Origin of the sequence: uncultured Megamonas sp. (assembly GCF_958438645.1) — a bacterium.
In the GTDB taxonomy this organism is placed as follows: domain Bacteria; phylum Bacillota; class Negativicutes; order Selenomonadales; family Selenomonadaceae; genus Megamonas.
This window is the reverse complement of the sequence record NZ_CAUBSM010000001.1, coordinates 342,566-362,295: the sequence shown is the minus strand read 5'-3', so window position 1 is coordinate 362,295 and position 19,730 is coordinate 342,566. Positions and strand designations below refer to the sequence as shown.

Annotated in this window: 15 protein-coding genes and 8 tRNA genes; 19 read left to right on the top strand and 4 right to left on the bottom strand. The window is 31.3% G+C overall.

The genetic code is table 11. The features are described 5' to 3' along the window. The first annotated feature begins 176 nt into the window (after positions 1 to 176). The 5 genes from Q5I67_RS01720 (at position 177) to Q5I67_RS01700 (ending at position 4,174) form a co-directional block, all read left to right on the top strand. On the top strand, positions 177 to 1,028 hold the full coding sequence (locus Q5I67_RS01720) for an energy-coupling factor transporter ATPase (RefSeq protein WP_302486190.1): 852 nt from the start codon (positions 177 to 179) through the stop codon (positions 1,026 to 1,028). Between the two features lie 29 nt (positions 1,029 to 1,057). After that, complete coding sequence (locus tag Q5I67_RS01715) at positions 1,058 to 1,927, top strand: energy-coupling factor transporter ATPase (RefSeq protein ID WP_302486177.1); 870 nt, start codon at positions 1,058 to 1,060, stop codon at positions 1,925 to 1,927. Beyond that, positions 1,921 to 2,745, top strand: a complete 825-nt coding sequence (locus Q5I67_RS01710; RefSeq protein WP_302486176.1) for an energy-coupling factor transporter transmembrane protein EcfT — start codon at positions 1,921 to 1,923, stop codon at positions 2,743 to 2,745. The genes Q5I67_RS01715 and Q5I67_RS01710 overlap by 7 nt, the downstream gene beginning before the upstream one ends. A gap of 103 nt (positions 2,746 to 2,848) precedes the next feature. Continuing rightward, positions 2,849 to 3,619 (top strand): tRNA pseudouridine(38-40) synthase TruA, encoded by a 771-nt coding sequence (gene truA / locus Q5I67_RS01705; RefSeq protein WP_117463779.1) that lies wholly within the window; start codon positions 2,849 to 2,851, stop codon positions 3,617 to 3,619. 45 nt (positions 3,620 to 3,664) lie between these two features. Then, the gene (locus tag Q5I67_RS01700; protein ID WP_302486175.1) at positions 3,665 to 4,174 is read left to right on the top strand and encodes an adenylate kinase; all 510 of its coding nucleotides are present in this window, start codon (positions 3,665 to 3,667) and stop codon (positions 4,172 to 4,174) included. Positions 4,175 to 4,224: 50 nt separating this feature from the next. On the opposite strand, the gene Q5I67_RS01695 is transcribed toward Q5I67_RS01700, so the two are convergent. Then, positions 4,225 to 4,998: a DUF134 domain-containing protein gene (locus tag Q5I67_RS01695; protein ID WP_302486174.1), complete on the bottom strand. Its 774-nt coding sequence runs from the start codon at positions 4,996 to 4,998 to the stop codon at positions 4,225 to 4,227. 167 nt (positions 4,999 to 5,165) lie between these two features. Between Q5I67_RS01695 and Q5I67_RS01690 the strand changes: the two genes are divergently transcribed. The 3 genes from Q5I67_RS01690 to Q5I67_RS01680 all read left to right on the top strand — a co-directional run bounded on the left by Q5I67_RS01690 (position 5,166) and on the right by Q5I67_RS01680 (position 7,724). Continuing rightward, entirely contained in the window at positions 5,166 to 5,909 is a 744-nt protein-coding gene (locus tag Q5I67_RS01690) for a carboxymuconolactone decarboxylase family protein (protein ID WP_302486173.1), read from the top strand. A 17-nt stretch (positions 5,910 to 5,926) separates the two neighbouring features. Then, complete coding sequence (locus Q5I67_RS01685) at positions 5,927 to 6,751, top strand: SDR family oxidoreductase (RefSeq protein ID WP_302486172.1); 825 nt, start codon at positions 5,927 to 5,929, stop codon at positions 6,749 to 6,751. A 106-nt stretch (positions 6,752 to 6,857) separates the two neighbouring features. Next, positions 6,858 to 7,724: an EamA family transporter gene (locus Q5I67_RS01680; RefSeq protein WP_296922937.1), complete on the top strand. Its 867-nt coding sequence runs from the start codon at positions 6,858 to 6,860 to the stop codon at positions 7,722 to 7,724. 134 nt (positions 7,725 to 7,858) lie between these two features. Here the strand turns inward: Q5I67_RS01680 and Q5I67_RS01675 are convergent, their stop codons facing one another. Both Q5I67_RS01675 and Q5I67_RS01670 read right to left on the bottom strand, forming a co-directional pair. Beyond that, complete coding sequence (locus Q5I67_RS01675; RefSeq protein ID WP_302486171.1) at positions 7,859 to 8,803, bottom strand: alpha/beta hydrolase; 945 nt, start codon at positions 8,801 to 8,803, stop codon at positions 7,859 to 7,861. A 133-nt stretch (positions 8,804 to 8,936) separates the two neighbouring features. Beyond that, on the bottom strand, positions 8,937 to 13,160 hold the full coding sequence (locus Q5I67_RS01670) for a 2-hydroxyacyl-CoA dehydratase (RefSeq protein ID WP_302486170.1): 4,224 nt from the start codon (positions 13,158 to 13,160) through the stop codon (positions 8,937 to 8,939). A gap of 428 nt (positions 13,161 to 13,588) precedes the next feature. On the opposite strand from Q5I67_RS01670, the gene Q5I67_RS01665 reads away from it, so the two are divergent. The 9 genes from Q5I67_RS01665 (at position 13,589) to Q5I67_RS01625 (ending at position 15,971) form a co-directional block, all read left to right on the top strand. Next, positions 13,589 to 13,665, top strand: a tRNA-Asp gene (locus Q5I67_RS01665). A gap of 9 nt (positions 13,666 to 13,674) precedes the next feature. Beyond that, positions 13,675 to 13,750, top strand: a tRNA-Phe gene (locus Q5I67_RS01660). A 13-nt stretch (positions 13,751 to 13,763) separates the two neighbouring features. Continuing rightward, positions 13,764 to 13,839 (top strand) — tRNA-Thr (locus Q5I67_RS01655). A 6-nt stretch (positions 13,840 to 13,845) separates the two neighbouring features. Beyond that, a tRNA-Gly gene (locus Q5I67_RS01650) sits at positions 13,846 to 13,919 on the top strand. 98 nt (positions 13,920 to 14,017) lie between these two features. Next, a tRNA-Leu gene (locus tag Q5I67_RS01645) sits at positions 14,018 to 14,106 on the top strand. 29 nt (positions 14,107 to 14,135) lie between these two features. Further along, positions 14,136 to 14,221 (top strand) — tRNA-Leu (locus Q5I67_RS01640). Between the two features lie 12 nt (positions 14,222 to 14,233). Further along, positions 14,234 to 14,319, top strand: a tRNA-Leu gene (locus Q5I67_RS01635). Between the two features lie 69 nt (positions 14,320 to 14,388). Beyond that, positions 14,389 to 14,463: transfer RNA gene (locus Q5I67_RS01630), tRNA-Glu, on the top strand. A 311-nt stretch (positions 14,464 to 14,774) separates the two neighbouring features. Beyond that, positions 14,775 to 15,971: a cyclopropane-fatty-acyl-phospholipid synthase family protein gene (locus Q5I67_RS01625; protein WP_302486169.1), complete on the top strand. Its 1,197-nt coding sequence runs from the start codon at positions 14,775 to 14,777 to the stop codon at positions 15,969 to 15,971. A gap of 66 nt (positions 15,972 to 16,037) precedes the next feature. Here Q5I67_RS01625 and Q5I67_RS01620 read toward each other — a convergent pair whose 3' ends face one another. After that, positions 16,038 to 17,105 carry a DUF362 domain-containing protein gene (locus Q5I67_RS01620; RefSeq protein WP_302486168.1) on the bottom strand — a complete coding sequence of 356 codons (1,068 nt, stop codon included), beginning with the start codon at positions 17,103 to 17,105 and terminating at the stop codon, positions 16,038 to 16,040. Between the two features lie 114 nt (positions 17,106 to 17,219). Between Q5I67_RS01620 and bioB the strand changes: the two genes are divergently transcribed. Further along, complete coding sequence (gene bioB / locus Q5I67_RS01615; RefSeq protein ID WP_302486167.1) at positions 17,220 to 18,179, top strand: biotin synthase BioB; 960 nt, start codon at positions 17,220 to 17,222, stop codon at positions 18,177 to 18,179. A gap of 164 nt (positions 18,180 to 18,343) precedes the next feature. Next, positions 18,344 to 19,687: an anaerobic C4-dicarboxylate transporter gene (locus Q5I67_RS01610; protein WP_302486166.1), complete on the top strand. Its 1,344-nt coding sequence runs from the start codon at positions 18,344 to 18,346 to the stop codon at positions 19,685 to 19,687. The last annotated feature ends 43 nt before the right edge of the window (positions 19,688 to 19,730 follow it).

Genomic DNA, 19,730 nt, shown 5'->3' with positions numbered 1-19,730 from the left:
GAATTATTGATATGTGAGGCGGTCAGATGGGCCGCCTTCGCCTTATCAATTAAGTTAAAAATTGATGTTAGATTTTTGGTTTACTTGATAAGGTGATTGTGTTAACAATTTAAAATAGGTATAATAAGAACTGTAATTTTTTACAGTTCTTATTTTTTTATATAGATTTATAGGTGATGATATTGAGTTTTATAGAAGTAAAAAATCTAACGCATATTTTTAGGGAAAATGATGAGAAAAAAACAGAAAAAATAGCATTAGATAATATTAATTTAAAAATAGATAAAGGCGAATTTATAGCTATTATTGGTGTCAATGGTTCAGGAAAATCAACACTAGCAAAACATTTTAATGGTTTATTATTGCCAAGTGAAGGTCAATGTATTGTTGATGGCATGAAAGTTGATGATAATGAGGATATTTGGAAGGTTCGTCAAAAAGTAAGTATGGTATTTCAAAATCCAGATAATCAGATAATAGCCACTGTGGTAGAAGATGATATTGCTTTTGGACCTGAAAATATGGGGCTTGAGCGTGAAGAGATAAGAAATCGAATAGAATTTGCATTGAAATCTTTGCATATTGAACATTTACGTAAGATGCCACCACATTTATTATCGGGAGGACAAAAACAACTAACGGCAATTGCCGGAGCTATAGCGATGCGTACACAATGTATAGTTTTAGATGAACCGACGGCGATGCTTGATCCTCAAGGTAGAAATGCAGTAATGAAAGCTTTAAAAGAATTGCATGAAAAATATAATATAACTATTATAATGATTACTCATTTCATGGAAGAGGCTGTGCAAGCTAATAGAATTATCGTTATGGATGAAGGCAAGATAATTCAAGATGGTGCAGCTAAAGATATTTTTAAGGAAAAAGATAAATTAAAAAAGATAGGTCTCAATGTACCTTTAGCTGTAGATATTGTAGATGCTTTGCAAAAAAAAGGTTTAAAAATAGCAGATGTTTTTGATAATGAAAATTTGGCTAAAGAACTACGAAATTTGATTTGTAAATAGTAATAAATAGATTTTAAAGCGGTGAGAAGATGCCAATAGAGATAAAAGATATAAGTCATATTTATATGGAAAAAACTCCATATGAGAAAAAAGCCTTGAATAATGTTAGTTTAACTATAAATGATGGCGATTTTGTAGCTATAGCAGGGCATACAGGTTCAGGAAAATCTACACTTATGCAACATTTAAATGGTTTATTAAATCCTAATAAGGGAAAAGTTTTTATTGATGGTATTGATATCAATAAAAAAAAGGATAAACAAACTTTAAATGCTAGACGCAGTGTAGGTGTAGTTTTTCAATATCCAGAACAACAATTATTTGAAGAGAGTATTTTTGCAGATATTGCTTTTGGTCCTAGAAATTTTGGTCTATCAGAATCTGAAGTGGAACAGAGAGTAAAAGAAGCAATGGATTTTGTAGAATTGGATTATGAAGAATATAAAGATAAGTCTCCATTTTTATTGAGTGGTGGGCAGATGAGACGTGTGGCAATTGCAGGAATAATTGCATTGAAGCCTAAGTATTTAGTACTAGATGAGCCTACAGCCGGTCTTGATCCTAGACTTAAACAAAATTTATTGCAGAAAGTAAAAAAATTACATCAAAAAGAACATGTAACTATTATCATGGTTTCGCATAATATGGATGATATTGCACTTTTAGCAAATAAAGTAGCTGTTATGAATCAAGGTAAGCTAATGATATATGATGAACCTAGAAAGGTTTTTGCACATAGGGATATAATAGAGCAAGCTGGTTTATTAGAACCAGAAGTGATGCAGTTGTTGCGAAAAATAAAAGAATATGGTTTAGATGTAGAAGTAAGTGCCTTGAACAAGCAAGAAGCTTTAAATAATATTTTAGTAGCTTTGAGAAAGAGAGGGATAAAATGTTAACTGATATAAAAATTGGTCAATTTTTCCCAGCAAATTCTTTGTTGCATAAACTAGATGCTAGATTGAAGATAGTCAGTTTATTTATCTTGATTGTGGGTATTTTCATTTTTGATAGTCAGTTGGATTATCTTATATGGTGTGTGATTATTGGTCTATTGATGTATAGTTCTAAAATACCATTGAAGATGTTTTTTATATCGATAAAGCCGATTATATGGATTATTTTGTTCACTTTTATTTTGCATTTATTTACGACGCAAGGAAAAGTTATTTTTGAAATTTGGAAGCTTAGCATTACATGGGAAGGTTTGGCAAATGGTAGTTTTGTCTGTCTTAGATTGTTATTATTGATGTTTGGAGCATCTTTATTGACATTTACAACGCCACCACTTGTATTATCTGATGCTTTGGAAGATTTGATGAAGCCACTGAAAAGATTTGGCGTGCCAGCTCATGAATTAGCTATGATGATGACGATAGCACTTCGATTTATTCCTACTTTATTAGAAGAAACGGATAAAATTATAAAAGCTCAAAAATCTCGTGGTGCTGATTTTATGACGGGAAATATTTTTAAGAGAGTAAAAGCTTTTATGCCAATATTGATACCGTTATTTATCAGTGCTTTTCGCAGAGCTGATGAATTGGCTATGGCTATGGAAGCAAGATGTTATCATGGCGGAGTGGGTAGAACACGCTTGAAACAATTGAGTTTTGCTTCTAGAGATTATATAGCAATGACTGCTTTTATAGGGATTTTATTAATTTTGACAGTTATAAAAATAGTTTTTCCCCATATGGTATTATTTACTTTATAAAATTAAATATGTATAATCTAAAAGAACTAGTTTATTTTAAATGTATATAATAGACTAGTTCTTTTTTGAAGCGATAAAATAAAAAATTAAACGAGGATAGAAAATGAAATCTGAACATAAGGAAATGATGAAAGCTAGAAGACGTAATATAAAACTTACGCTTAGTTATGATGGGACAAATTATCATGGTTTTCAAAGACAGACTAAAGTTGTAGCTGTGCAAAATGTATTAGAGGGTGCATTATTTAAATTATTTGGCGATAGTATTGAGTTAGCGGCAGCAGGTAGAACTGATGCTGGTGTTCATGCTATAGGTCAAGTGGTGAATTTTTTTACTGATGGAACTATTCCTATTCAAAATGTAGTGCGAGCAGGAAATCGCTTGTTGCCAGATGATATAGTTTTATTAAAAGCAGAAGAAGCTGACCGTGATTTTAGTGCACTACATAGTGTAAAATCTAAGATTTATATTTATAAGGTTTTTGAAAATGAATTGGCAGACCCATTTATGAGTAGATTTTATTGGCATGTAAATAAAAAATTAAATTTAGAAGATATGCAAGAGGCTTTAAAATATATTGAAGGAGAGCATGATTTTTCTTCATTTCGTTCTGCTGGCGGAAATGATACAAGCCCTATTCGCGAAATTTATGAAGCTAGTTGTACAAAAGAAAAGAATGTATATACTTTTAAATTTTGGGGCAGTGGATTTTTATATCATATGGTCAGAAATATCATGGGTCTGATGATAAATATTGGGCTTGGTAGAGTAGATAAACATGAAGTGCCAAAAATAATAGAGGCTAAAAATAGAGCTTTAGCAGGGAAGATGGCACCAGCAAATGGATTGTATTTGCAAAAAGTATATTATTGATAATATTTTGTTTAAGCTATGAATAATAAAGATGTAGAGGTATAAATGATCATTTTAATTGCAGGTGCTAGTCATACAGGGAAGACTTTGTTAGCACAGAAATTATTAGAAAAATATAAATATCCTTATTTAAGTATAGATCATTTAAAGATGGGCTTAATTAGAAGTGGGCAAACTAATTTAACAGTGGAAGATGATGAGCAACTGACTAAATATTTATGGTCAATTGTTGTGGAAATGATAAAAACTGTTATTGAAAATAAACAAAATTTAATTGTTGAAGGCTGTTATATTCCAGCAGATTGGATTAGGTATTTTAAACAAAGATATTTAGAAGAAATAAAATATTGTTGTTTAATTATGAGTGAAGAATATATAAAAAATAATTTTAGTACGATAAAACAAAAAGCGAATATCATTGAAAAGCGTTTAGATGATAGTTATTGTACAAAAGAATTGTTGATAAAGGAAAATAAACGTAATTTAGAGATATGTAAACAATATAATTATAAATATATATTAATTGATGAAAAATATAATATAAGTGATATATAAAAAAAGCAGTAGATTTATATCTACTGCTTTTTTGTTAGCGAATAATTTGATTAGTTACCAGAACAACCATGTTTATCTTCATGGCAAGCATGTCCATGACCACCGCAAGAATGACCGTGACCATGATGATTGCATTGTACATTAGCATTATAGTTTAAGGTGCCATTAAGATATGCTTTTACAGCATCATCAGCATTTCCCATAACGCCACCGAATAATTTAATACCAGCTTGAGCTAAAGCATTTTGAGCTCCACCGCCGATACCACCACAGATTAAGATATCTGCTTGAGCATTATTTAAAAATGTAGCTAAAGCACCATGTCCTTGACCTTGTGTATCAATGATTTGTTCATTTACGATTCGATTATTTTCAATATCATAAACTTTAAATTGTGATGTATGACCAAAATGTTGGAAGATATTTCCATTATCGTATGTAACAGCTATTCTCATTGTATTTACTCCTTTTTTAGTTATAATTTGTTGTTTGTGAATTTTTCGTTTAGGGCAATTTTGTAAACAGTTTTGTTCTCCTTGGCAAAGTTGATAATTGCCACCAGAAATCAATAGTGGACGACCATGTACAAGGCTGTTGGCTATTTTATAGCGAGCCATTTCATATATTTCACTGACTGTAGTGCGAGAAATATTCATTTGTTTAGAAGCTTGTTCATGGGTGAGTTTATTTAAATCTATTAGGCGAATTACTTCATATTCATCTAAGGTCAAAATAATTTTTTCACCATTAGAGATACCTTCAGGAATAAAACTATCATAAGTGGGTTCAAAACAAATTTTGCGACAGCGACTAGGTCTTGCCATAAAATCATCTCACTAAAATTTATTTCCGACATATGTCGATTATTATTATAAGATATTAATCAAGAAAAAACAAGTTTAATTAAAAAATTTTTCAGATAATCATTTGACTTGGAGTTTACTTAAAGTTCTATAATAATAAAAAAATACATAAGAAAAGAGTGATTTTTATGGATAACGGAGAAAAATATCAGGATAAATTATTAAATGATAAAGCTATATTATTTAGTGAAACAGACCCAGATTTTGCAAAGTTTTTTGCTGATTTTGCTTTTGATGATGTCATTAATCAAAATGATTTAGATGATAAAACTCGCATGATGGCTATACTTGCTACATTGATTGGTTGTCAGGGCAGAAAAGCTTTTGAAAGTATATTGCCAGATAGTTTGAAGATGAATGTTACACCTGTAGAAATAAAAGAAATAATTTATCAAGCTGTAGCTTATCTAGGAATAGGCAGAGTAGCTGATTTTTTAGAGATTGCAAATGATTGTTTTAAATCTTTAAATATCAATTTACCACTTGAAGCACAATCAACAACTACAAGACAGACTAGATTAGAAAAAGGTATACAAGCTCAAGTTGATATCTTTGGCGAAAATATGAAAGATTTTTGGAAATCCGGAGATAGTGAAACTAGACATATAAATCGTTGGCTTGCAGAAAATTGTTTCGGTGATTATTACACTCGCAAATGTTTAGATTTAAAGCAAAGAGAGATGATAACTTTTTGTTTTATCTTGGCACAAGGCGGTTGTGAAAATCAATTGACAGCACATATTCAAGGTAATTTAAATGTTGGCAATGATAAAGAATTTTTATTAAAAGTTTTAACTCAATGTTTGCCGTATATTGGTTATCCTAGAAGTTTAAATGCTCTAGCTTGTATAAAAAAAGTTTGTGATAAATAAGGAAAGAAGATTTTTTGATGAAAGATGTTTTATTATTAGTAGGCGCAGGTCAAATAGGTATGGCTATCGCTAGACGTATTGGCTTTGATAAAAAGATAATAATTGGTGATAAAAATTTAGAGAATGCTAAAAAAATAGCAGATATTATGTATAATGCTGGTTTTGATGTAAATTATTTAGAAGTAGATTTAGCAGATAGGAAATCTATTAAGAATTATATACAGGAAGCTCAAAAATATGGTCAGATAGGAATGCTTATAAATGCAGCTGGTGTATCACCTAGTCAAGCTTCTATAGAAACTATTTTAAAAGTAGATTTATATGGAACAGCTGTTTTATTAGAAGAAGTCGGAAAAGTAATCAAACCATATGGCACAGGCGTAACGATTTCTAGTCAATCAGGTCATCGCATGGAAGCTTTAGGTAGTGAAATTGATGAACAATTAGCAACTACTAATTGTGAAGATTTATTATCTTTGTCTGTTTTACAAGCAGAAAATATAAAAGATAATTTACATGCTTATCAATTAGCAAAACGTTGTAATGTAAAAAGAGTTATGGCAGAAGCTGTAAAATGGGGTAAGAAAAAAGCTCGTATAAATTCAATTTCTCCAGGAATTATAGTTACTCCACTTGCTATAGATGAATTTAATGGTAAAAGAGGTGCTTTTTATAAAAATATGTTTGCCAAAGCACCAGCAGGACGACCAGGTACAGCAGATGAAGTGGCAAATGTAGCAGAATTATTGATGAGTGAAAAGGGTAGTTTTATTACAGGAGCGGATTTCTTAGTCGATGGCGGAGCTACAGCAGCATATTTTTATGGCGATTTAAATAAATAACGATAGAAGAAAAGGAACTTAGTTTTAAGTTCCTTTTTTATTTTATAATAAGAGGATAGTCAGAAATTTTTCATATATGAAGTTTAAATTAAAATAGGGTGATAAAATGTGGTTGTTTATGGCTATCTTATCAGCATTTTTTGCAGGTGTTACGGCTATTTTAGTAAAGTGTGGTATTAAACATACAGATTCAGATATAGCAAATGCTTTGCGAACAATGGCAATTTTGATTTTTGCATGGTTGATTGTCTATTTTGTAGAGGACATACATTCTTTCAATAATATAAATAAATCAGCATTATTTTTTCTGATTTTATCAGGAATAGCTACAGGTATAGCATGGCTTTGTTATTTTAAAGCTCTATCTATGGGAGATATAAATAAAGTAGTACCTATTGATAAATCAAGTGTTGTTCTTAGTGTTTTATTAGCAATAATTATCTTTCATGAATACATATATTTTGAAGCTAAGATAATATGTATAATTATAATTTTTATAGGTACGTTATTAATGGTTGATTTAAAAAATAGTAAAGAAAAGGCACTATCACAAAAATATATAATATATGCTGTCTTATCTGCTGTTTTTTCTGCATTGACATCTATTTTAGCTAAATTTGGTGTAGCTGATATAAGTACAAATTTAGCTACAGCTATTCGTACAATAGTTATTTTTTTGATATCATGGCTAATTGTAATTTATCAAGGAAAAATGCCATTGATAAAAGCAATATCGCATAAAGAAATGTGCTTTATTATTTTGTCAGGTATAACAACAACATTGTCATGGATTTGTTATTATTATGCTTTAAAATATGGTGTAGTAAGTATTGTTGTTCCTATAGATAAATTGAGTATAGTGATAACAATATTATTTTCATGGTTAATATTTAAAGAAAAATTGAATTTAAAAACGGGAATAGGTTTAATTTTAATCGTTAGTGCTACTATAATAATTAGCTTTTTGAAATAATAAAAATAGTAAAAAAAACAGCTTAGACAAATATGTTTAAGCTGTTTTTTGCACAAAATAAGATAATTTATAACAATAATTGGACTGTATATTTTTAAGAAATGCTTAAAATGCTCTACAGGGTTAAGAAATATTTATTTAAAACTATTTTTGAAGAATAATTCTAATTTATCAAATGGTATTTTATCGACTTTGTCATATAAATCAATATGTTCAGCATCATCTACAACATATAATTCTTTAGGTTCAGAGGCTTTATTAAAGGCTTCTTCACTGAAAAATTTAGAATGAGCTCTATCGCCAACGATGAATAATATTGGACGAGGAGAAATTTCATCAAGATAATCAAGTAGATGGTAATTCATAAAAGCAAGATCACTAGTTGTAGTAAATCCGCCTAAAGCATTGATATGATGTCCTCTTTTTAAAGCGTAAAAACGGAACCATTCAGCTGTTGGCTCTGTTAAATCTTCAGGAACTTTTTCAAGTGGTTTATCTGGAAAATATGGAATGTATTCAGGATAGCCATTTTGAGCATCAATCCATCTTTGTTTAGATAATTTTTCTTTAGTAGCTTGAATAGTTTCTTTATCCATGCCTAAGCGAGAAGCTACAGTCATATCATACATTGAAGCTGTAGCCACAGCTTTTATACGTGTGTCCATCTGTGTTGCAGATAAAGCGAAACCACCAGAACCACAAATACCGATAGCTCCAATTTGTTCACGGTTTACAAATGGTAAAAGCCCTAAATAATCAACACCTGCACTGAAATTTTCTGTAAAAATATCCGGAGAAGAAACATGGCGAGGATATCCTTCGGATTCACCCATAAAGCAAGGATCAAATGTTAAAATGATAAATCCGCGTTTTGCAAGTTCATTAGCATAAATACAAGGTCCTTGTTCTTTAACACCACCATAGGGAGCACCTACAATTAAAGCTGGATATTGTTTGTTTTTATTTAAATTTTTTAGATGATATAAATCTCCAGCTAGAGTAAAACCATAGCGATTTTTATAAAATACAGAAGTACGCTCAATATTATCGCTTAATGGGGCAATATAATGTTTAGACATAATGAAGACCTCCATTACAAATTATTTATATTTTAATTATAAAACTTGGAGTTTACTTCAAGTCAATGCAAAAAAATAAGAACTGTATCTTTGAAAATACAGTTCTTATTTTTTATTACTTTATCAAATGTTTTTATAGAGCTTTATGGTCTTGCTCAGCGATTTTTTCTTTAGCTACAGAAAGCATTAATTTTATACGATTTAATTGGTTTACTTCACTGATACCAGCATCACAGTCAATAGCTACGATATTTACACCATCGTGAGTACGCATGAGTTCACGTATCATACCTTTTCCTGTGATATGGTTTGGCAAGCAACCAAATGGTTGTAAACAAATGATATTATCTACACCTTCTTGGATTAATTTTGCCATTTCACCAGTTAGGAACCAACCTTCACCAGCCATATTACCTAAAGAAACATGCGGTTTAGTTAAGTTAGCTATTTCTTTAATTGTATATGGAGCGGTGAAACGCTTGCTAGCACGAAGTGCTTTACGCATAGGTTTGCGGAAAAATTCAAGTACTTTGATGAAGATTTCGGATTTAGCTTTATCTATCCATTTACCATCAAGCATTTTATATCTAATAATATCATCATAAGCCATGTACATGAAGAAGTCCATTAAATCTGGTGTTACAACTTCAGCACCTTCATCAAAGAGAACTTTTTCTACATGATTATTGGCAGTTGGGTGATATTTAACAAGAATTTCACCGACGATACCTACTTTTGGTTTTGAGATACTTTCATCTAAAGCAAGTTCATCAAATTCTTTTACAGCTTTTTTGATATTATTGCTGAATTTGAGATAGTTGCCATTAGTGATTTCATCCATAAAGATTTTACGCCATTTATTATAAAGAACATCAACAGAACCAGCTACTTTTTCATAAGGTCTTGTTCTATTAGATAAGCGAATTAATAAATCGGCATAAACTGTAGCTTTGATGACATCAATCCAAATTTCTGTTTTTATTTTAAAGTCGTCAGTTTCACGACCAACGCAAGCAAATACAGGAACTTGACTTAAACCTGCATTTTGTAAAGCCTTACGCATTAAATTTAGATAATTTGTAGCACGACAAGCCCCGCAAGTTTGGAAAAGCATGATAGAAGTATTATTTACATCATATTCGCCTGATTTTAATGCTTTTAATAATTGACCGATGACTACGATTGCAGGATAACACATATCATTATTGACATAGCGTAGACCTAAATCAATATCTTCTTGTGTAGGCATTGGCGGAATGACGATTTTCATGCCAGATTTTTTACAAGCATGTTGAATGAAATCAAAATGTTTAGGAGACATTTGCGGTGCCAAGATAGTATGTTCTTCTTGACATTCTTTGCTGAAATAAGCACGTTGTTTTGGAGGTTCAATTTCGTCAATTTGGGCAAAGCCATATTTCCATGCAGCCATGAGAGAACGAATACGTATACGAGCTGCACCAAGGTTACTTACTTCATCTAATTTTATCATGGTGTAGATATCGCCATGTTGTTCTAAGATTTCACGTACTTGACCAGTAGTGATAGCATCAAGACCACAACCGAAGGAACTGAATTGAATTAAAGTCATTTCTTTGTGGCGAGCTACATAACTAGCAGCATGATACAATCTAGCATGATAGCTCCATTGGTTTACGATATCTAAGCTATCTTCTGGGCAATCTAAGTGATAAAGAGCATCTTCGGATAAAATAGCTATGCCGTAAGATTGTATCATTTCAGGAATACCATGATTGATTTCAGGATCAACATGGTATGGTCTACCAGCTAAAACGACAATTGGCATTTTTTTGTTAGTAGCTTCTTTAATGATGTTTTCACCATAGTTGCGAATGTCTTCTTTATATTTATCTAATTCTTGATAACTTTTTTCTACAGCTTCGATTAAGTCTTTTTTAGGAATATTTAAAGAAGATAATTCTTCTTGTAAACGTTTAATCAAAGCTTTTTTATTATTTATTGGTAAGAATGGTTGAAGGAAGTTTATATTTTTCTGGCGGAGAATATCCATATTAGCACGGATATTTTCAGCATAAGATGCTACGATAGGACAGTTGTAATTATTATCAGAAGCATGAAGTGGATCTTTCATATTGTAAGGTATACATGGATAAAAGATAGTAGTGATACCTTTTTCGATTAAATCCATTATATGACCGTGTACTAATTTTCCTGGATAACATAAAGAGTCGGAAGGTATAGTGGACATACCTTTACAATATAATTGAGCGGAAGATTTGCCAGATAAGACTACTTCATAACCTAATAAAGTGAAGAAGGTAAACCAGAATGGGAAATCTTCATACATATTGAGTACGCGAGGAATACCTATGCGTCCTTTAGGGGCATTAGTCAATGGTTTATAGTATTCAAATAAACGATGATATTTATATCTATAAATATTAGGAGCTTTGTCTTCTTTAGCTATTTGTTTACCAATGCCTTTTTCACAGCGATTGCCTGTAGAATAGCGATTGCCATCAGGGAAAATTTGTGTTGTGATTAAGCAATTATTACCACAGCCATGGCAGCGGTAAGTTTTTGTTTCCATATGGAAATCTTTTAAATCCTCTTTAGTCAAAATAGAAGATTTTTCTTGTTGGCGTTCTATAGCTAAGAGTGCAATACCGTAAGCACCCATTAATCCGGAGATATCTGGACGAATTACATTTTTATTTAATAATAATTCCATAGAACGAAGTACAGCATCATTATAGAAAGTACCACCTTGAACTACGATATTATCGCCAAGCTCAGATACATCTTTTACTTGAATTACTTTAAATAAAGCGTTTTTGATGACAGAAAGAGCTATACCAGCAGAGATATCATTTACAGAAGCTCCTTCTTTTTGTGCTTGTTTTACACGAGAATTCATGAAAACAGTACAGCGAGTACCCAAATCTACTGGATTTTTAGCAGTTAAACCTTTATTGGCAAATTCGCTGACTTCCATATTTAAACCTTGAGCGAAGTTTTGAATGAAAGAACCGCAACCAGCAGAGCAAGCTTCATTTAAAATGATTTGTCCGATATTACCTTTATTTACATAAAAGCATTTCATATCTTGACCGCCGATATCTAAAACGCAAGATACATCAGGACAAAATTCGCGAGCAGCACGTAAATGAGCAAATGTTTCTACTTCACCAAAATCGGCATGAAGAGCGGCTTTTATAATATGTTCACCATAGCCAGTAGTACCAACTGTAGCAATATAGGCATTAGGAGGAATAACTTCATATAAAGCTTTTACTTTATCTATGGCTGTTTTTAAAGGTGAACCATGATTACTACCATAAGATGAATAAAGTATTTCATGATTTTTACCAATAGCAACTAATTTTGTAGTAGTAGAACCAGCATCAATACCTATGTACAAAGGTCCTTGATAATCTGATAATGAAGCTTTTTTTACAACATCTTTATTATGACGTTGTTTAAATTCAGCATATTCTTGTTCATTTTTGAATAATGTAAATGCTACAGATTCAGTTTCAGTAGAAGAATTCTTGCAAGTATTTAAGCGTTGCATTAATTCATCATATGTCATTTCAATTGCATTATCACTTAGTGCACAACCCATAGCAACGAAATAACAACCATCATCAACATTTACGATATGTTCATCAGTTAATTTTAAAGTTTTAATGAAGCGATCTTTTAATTGGGTTAAGAAATATAAAGGTCCACCTAAAAATGCTATATTGCCTTCAAGTGGACGACCTTGTGCTAAATTACCAATGGTTTGATTAACTACAGCTTGAAAAATAGAAAGTGCGATATCAGCCTTAGAAACACCATCATTTAATAAAGCTTGAACATCAGTTTTAGCAAAAACACCACAACGAGAAGCAATGGTATAAACTTGTGTGCCTTTTTGAGCTAATTCATTTAATCCCATAGCATCAGTATTTAAAAGGGAAGCCATGTGATCAATAAATGAACCAGTACCACCAGCACAAACACCGTTCATACGTTGTTCTGGAGCGGAGCCAAAATAAGTGATTTTTGCATCTTCGCCACCTAATTCAACAGCTACATCAGTTTGAGGTATCCAATTTTTTACAGCTTTAGAACAAGCAATTACTTCTTGGACAAATGGCAATTTTAAATTATTCGCCATACCCATACCAGCAGAGCCAGTTATTGCACAAGTAAATTTATGATTTTTTAATGTATCGGATAATAAAATCATATTATCATGCATGGATTTATAGATTTCTGATAAATGACGCATGTATTTCTTATAAACCACTTGATTATCTTTATCTAAGACAACTAATTTTATAGTAGTAGAACCGATATCAATACCAAGTTTATACGAAAAATTCAAGATAACACCACCTATAAAAATATATATTTATTAATACTTTAGAAATTTGAGATATAATCATTAAATAGTTATTATTGTGCATATGTATTATATCATAGAATAAATGATTTACCAAAATGAATTGTATTCACTTTTTTATAAAATCCTTATTTTAAAGTATTATAAAAGAAAAATTTTGATTATGTAATAGTTTGATACAATAAATTTTATTTGTCTATGATTTTATGAAAAATTTATGCTAATTCAATAAAATATCTTATATAATTAGGTAGTTTTTAGTATGAAAACAGGGATATATTAACTTTTTTATAGTTTTTTAAAATTTTTTCAAAAAAAGTGTTGACAAAATGATTTTAAAATAATATACTATAGAAGCTGGCTCGTGAGACAGTAACTCACAGAGAAAAAACAGCAATAAAGGTTAAGATGGCCCGGTAGTTTAGTTGGTTAGAATGCCGCCCTGTCACGGCGGAGGTCAGGGGTTCAAGTCCCCTTCGGGTCGCCATTTTTATTTGCCTCGGTAGCTCAGTCGGTAGAGCAGGGGACTGAAAATCCCCGTGTCAGTGGTTCGATTCCGCTCTGAGGCACCATTTTTATTAACATGCTGGTGTAGCTCAATTGGCAGAGCAGCTGACTTGTAATCAGCAGGTTGGGGGTTCGATTCCTCTCGCCAGCTCCATGAAATGCGGGTGTAGCTCAATGGTAGAGCCCTAGCCTTCCAAGCTAGTTACGTGGGTTCGATTCCCATCACCCGCTCCATAAAAAAGTTTGAAAAAACTTTAAAAAAGTTCTTGACAAGAACAAAACGATATGGTAACATATTAAATGTTCTCGACGAGAACAAAGAAGTGAATAATGCCGGGGTGGCGGAACTGGCAGACGCACGGGACTTAAAATCCCGCGGTTAGTGATAACCGTACCGGTTCGATTCCGGTCCTCGGCACCAATCACCATCATTTGTTATTTTTGCCCTTTGCGGTCGTGGCGAAATGGCAGACGCGCTAGCTTCAGGCGCTAGTGGGGGTTACCTCATGGTGGTTCAAATCCACTCGGCCGCACCATTAAGAGTATATGCGGTTGTGGCGGAATTGGCAGACGCGCTACTTTGAGGGGGTAGTGATCAATGGTCGTATGGGTTCAAGTCCCATCAACCGCACCATTAATGTTAAAAATGAACTGATACCGATATGATATCAGCTTTTTTTATGTCTGTAAGAAAATTTAATATGGCGCGTTGGTCAAGTGGTTAAGACACCGCCCTTTCACGGCGGCTTCATGGGTTCGAATCCCATACGCGTCACCAAGGTTATTCAACTCTTATAAAAGAGTTTTTATATAGATTTAAAAATGCTTTTTAAAGTCCAGATTTATTATCTAGATTTTAAAAAGCATTTTTTTTATTTTATAAGATTAAATTTTTTGTTGAACTTATTAAATTTTATTTGATTGACAATAATTATAGATAGGTATAGTATAAATATATATATAGTTAACTAGTCGAATATATTGTATATTGGCAAGTTACAAAAGAATATTATTTATAAAATATTAAACTACTAATTAATTTTAGTAGTTTATAATTTTTTATAAAGATACATACTTGGAGGCAGTGATATGTTCGATAAATTAAAAGAAAAAGCAGAACGCATAGCAGAAGAAAAAGCTATGGTATCATTTTTAAAACGATTTGACGAAAATCCTTTTCTTATTAAATTTCAAGACGACGAATATTTAATTGGTGAAGGTGAACCGACTTTTGTCGTTAATGTAAAAAAACCGATACCTGTATCTGAACTTATGAAGAGCACATCTATGGCTCTTGGTGAAGCTTATATGGATGAAAATTTGACAATTGAGGGAGATTTATACAATGCTTTAGTTCATTTTTTAGGACAGATGGGCAAATTTTCTACTGATGAACATTTACTTAATAAATTGCTTCATCCATCTCTTTCTAAAAAAACACAGGCTAAAGAAGTACAAAGTCATTATGATATAGGTAATGATTTTTATAAATTATGGCTCGATAAAACTATGAGTTATTCTTGTGCATATTTTAAAAATGAAGATGATAGTTTATATCAGGCACAAGTAAATAAAGTTGATTACATTTTAGAAAAATTGCACTTAGAAGAAGGTATGACACTTCTTGATGTCGGTTGTGGCTGGGGCTTTTTACTCATTGAAGCTGCTAAAAAATATAAAATTAAAGGTATGGGTATTACTTTAAGTCATGAACAATATGCAGAATTTAGCAGAAGAATAAAAGAACAACATTTAGAAGATTATTTGACTGTAGAATTAATGGATTATCGCGATTTACCAAAAACTGGCAAAAAATTTGACCGTGTAGTAAGCGTTGGCATGGTAGAACATGTTGGTCGTGAAAATTATAAATTATTTAATGATAGTGTAAAAGCAGTATTGAAAAAAGGCGGATTATTCCTCTTACATTATATTAGTCAATTAAATGAAGATAGTGGTAATGGTTGGATGCAAAAATATATCTTCCCAGGTGGAGAATTACCAAGTTTACGTGAAATGGTTAATATAATGGCAGATGAAGATTTCCATATTTTAGATATTGAAAATTTACGCAGACATTATAATAAAACATTGCTTTGCTGGGATAAAAATTTCCATGAACATTTAGATGAAGTTAGAGAAATGTTTGATGAAAGATTTATTCGTATGTGGGATTTATATTTAGCAGGTTGTGCAGCAGCTTTTTATACTGGCGTTATTGAAGTGCATCAAATTTTAATAACAAATGGTGTTAATAATGAATTACCAATAACAAGATGGTATTAATATAATCTAAAGAAAAAGCTCTATAAGTTATTTATGATATTTAACTTATAGAGCTTTTATTAATTTTTATTCATTTTGATTATTAAGAATGAATTCTTTTAGGAATTCATAAGATTTTTGAGGGCTTGGTGGGCAACCTCTAACATAATTTTCAAATTTGCTAGTGCAGCGACCTATGCCAATGCCATTTTCGCTAAATTCTCGCCAACCTTGACCGATAAATAATTTTGTAGGTAATTTATCAAGTAAATTATCTTTATCTAATAAGGATAGTGCTTGCAGCAAATTTTGATAACATTGCTCACAAGGGCTAGAGGCATTGATATGAGAAGCTAATTTTGAATTATTGTCACAAGTAACAGTATTATCTATTAAATTGATAATATTGGCTTTATTGATGTCAGCACAGCCTATATTTAATTTAGATGCTAGTTCAATGTATTCGATATCAAATGCTTTATAGCCTAGATTTTTAGCATAGTAAGCATCAGCTAATAAATTATCTATAGTAGCATACATATGTTTATCTGCTTGGATATCAGATAAACTATCGATTTCTACTAATGTGAAATTAGATTTAATTAAATAATTTAAGAAACAGATTGATTTATAAAAATTATCTGTAGTGAATAAAGAGCGATTTTTAGCATGTAAGATATTTTGCATAGCTTGCAGTGCATTGTGTAGTATAGTTTTTTCATTTGGTGAGGAAGTAACTAAATTTATAAAAAAGTCGGCATTGATGACTTTTTCTATTAATTTATATTCAATACCACCAATGGTTTTTGTAATATAATCGTTATCATCAAGACCATATACTGGGATATTTAATTTATCTATAATTTTATCGTATTTACAAGTTATTAATAATTGTTTTAAATCATCATCAATTAAAGAACCGAATACAAGATTGATATTAGTAAAATTATGGTCTTGTAGGTATTTGATTATTGTAGTTAAAATTACTGGAGAAGTAGAGTATAGAGTATTATCGATGTATTTTATATCAGGTTTAATGATAATTGTGCTATTTTTATTAGGAATAAATTCTTCTAATTTAGAATTAGATAATAAATTAGAAGTAATTTCATAAAGATTTGTACCATGTATTTGTAAAATATCTGTTGAGTTCATAAAATTCCTTTCTTGGTTGTTATATAATTTGTTAACCTGTGCTTTTTGAAAGTTGACATTATATAAATATAATGGTTTAATTATATTTATATAAAAAAGTTAAGGTGATAACAAATGAATTACGTAAATGATTTAAAAGAAAAAATACTAAAAGGTTATAGAATTAATAAGCAAGAAGCTTTAGATTTAGTAGAAGCTCCATTAGATGAATTATCTATAGCCGCTGATGAAATAAGGAAACATTTCTGTGGTAATGATTTTGATATTTGCACCATTATTAATGGAAAATCTGGTAGATGTTCCGAGGATTGTAAATATTGTGCACAGTCAGCTCATTATACTACAAAAATAGAAACTTATCCATTATTAAATACTGAGCCTATTTTAAAAGAAGCACAGTATAATTATAGCAAAGGTGTGGCACGTTATGCAGTAGTAACTTCGGGCAAGAGATTAAGTGATGAAGAAGTAGAAAAATTGGCAAATTCTTTAGACGAAGTACATAAAAAATGCAAAATAAAATTATGTGTTTCTGGTGGTTTATTAAATGAAGCTCAATTTAAGAAATTAAATGATGTGGGCGTAGAAAGAATTCATAACAATTTAGAAACCTCAAAAAATCATTTTGATAAAGTTTGTACTACGCATACTTTTGAAGATAAGGTAGAAGCTATAAAAGCAGCACAAAGAGCAGGTATGAGTGTTTGTAGTGGCGGTATCATGGGAATAGGAGAAACCATGGAAGATAGAATAGATATGGCTTTAGAAATACGAGATTTAAATGTGAATTCTGTGCCTATAAATCGTCTAAATCCTATACCAGGAACACCATATGAGCATAATAAGCCACTTACTGATGAAGATATGCAAAGAATAGTAGCTATTTATCGTTTTATTTTACCAGATTTATTTATTCGTTTGGCTGGTGGCAGAGGATTATTTATAGATAAAGGTAAAGCTTGTTTGCAGTCAGGAGCGAATGCTGTTATTTCTGGTGATATGCTCACAACAAGTGGTATCTCTATTGATACAGATATGAAAATGATACAAGAATTAGGTTTTAAATTAGTTTAAATTTATAATAATTATATATAGGACGATTTTTTCGTCCTATATATAAAAAATATTATACAATAAAAAATTTTTATGATATAATATTGAACATATTAAATTATGTAAATAATCTATTATTTCAGAACAGGTATGTAGTATGATGTATACAATGAAAGGAGTTTTGTATGGAAATTTTAGGATTTATAGTTCTTATTGCCTGTCTTGTAGTTGGTGTACGTTTTGGTGGTTTAGGCTTAGCCGCTGTATCAGGTATCGGTTTGACCTTTTTTGTATTCGTTGTTGGCTTAGTACCAGGAAAACCACCTATTGATGTAATGCTTACAATCATGGCAGTTGTTACTTGTTCGGGATTTTTGCAAGCTTCAAAAGGACTCGATGTAATGCTAAAATATGCTGAAAAATTATTGCGTAAAAATCCAAAACAAATAACGATACTTGCACCGATTACTACATGGTTTTTAACTGTTCTTTGTGGTACTGGTCATGTAGTATATACTATGTTCCCAATTATTTATGATATTGCTATCAAGCAAAATATCAGACCAGAAAGACCAATGGCAGCAGCTTCTGTTGCTTCTCAGATGGGGATTTGTGCATCACCTGCCTCTGTAGCTGTAGTATCCATGGTGGCAATGCTAGCAGGAACTACTCATCCATTAGGGGTGGTGCAGATTTTGATGGTATCTATTCCAGCAACTTTTTGTGGTGTTTTAGTAACAGGTTTATGGAGTTTAAAAAGAGGTAAAGATTTAGCAAAAGATGAAGAATTCCAAGCAAAATTAAGAGATCCAGAACAAAGAGCATATATTTATGAGGAACAAGCTCAAAATAATGCTGGTGTAAAATTACCTTCTAGTGCATATAAAGCTACATTTATCTTTTTATTAGGTATCGTTGTAATCGCTTTATTTGGTAGCTTCCCTAAAGAATTATTACCACTCGTGCCAAATGCAAAAGGTGCATGGGTACCGCTTTCGATGACACCAACAATTCAGCTTTGTATGTTAGTTATCGCGGCAATTATTTTACTTGTTTGTAAAGTTAAAGTTAATGATGTAACAAATGGCTCTGTCTTTAAATCAGGTATGGTTGCTATCGTTTCTGTATATGGTGTAGCCTGGATGGCAGAAACTTATTTTGGTGCTTATTTACCAGAGTTTAAAGAAACATTAGGTCAGATTGTCCTTGAATATCCTTGGACTTATGCAATTGTTTTATTCTTAATATCTAAATTAGTAAATTCCCAAGCAGCAGCATTAGCTATTGTAGTGCCTATGGCATTAAGTGTAGGTGTAGATCCACTTATTATTATTTCATTTATTTCTGCTTGTTATGGTTATTTCTTCTTGCCAACATATCCATCAGATTTGGCTTGCATTGGTTTTGACCGTTCTGGAACAACAAGAATTGGCAGATTTGTAATCAATCATAGCTTTATCATTCCAGGTTTTATTGGTATTACAGTTGGTTGTTGTGTAGGTTATTTAGTAACACATCTTTTATATTGATAATTTAATTAGTGAAATAAAAAATCCTAGAGTTTATGCTCTA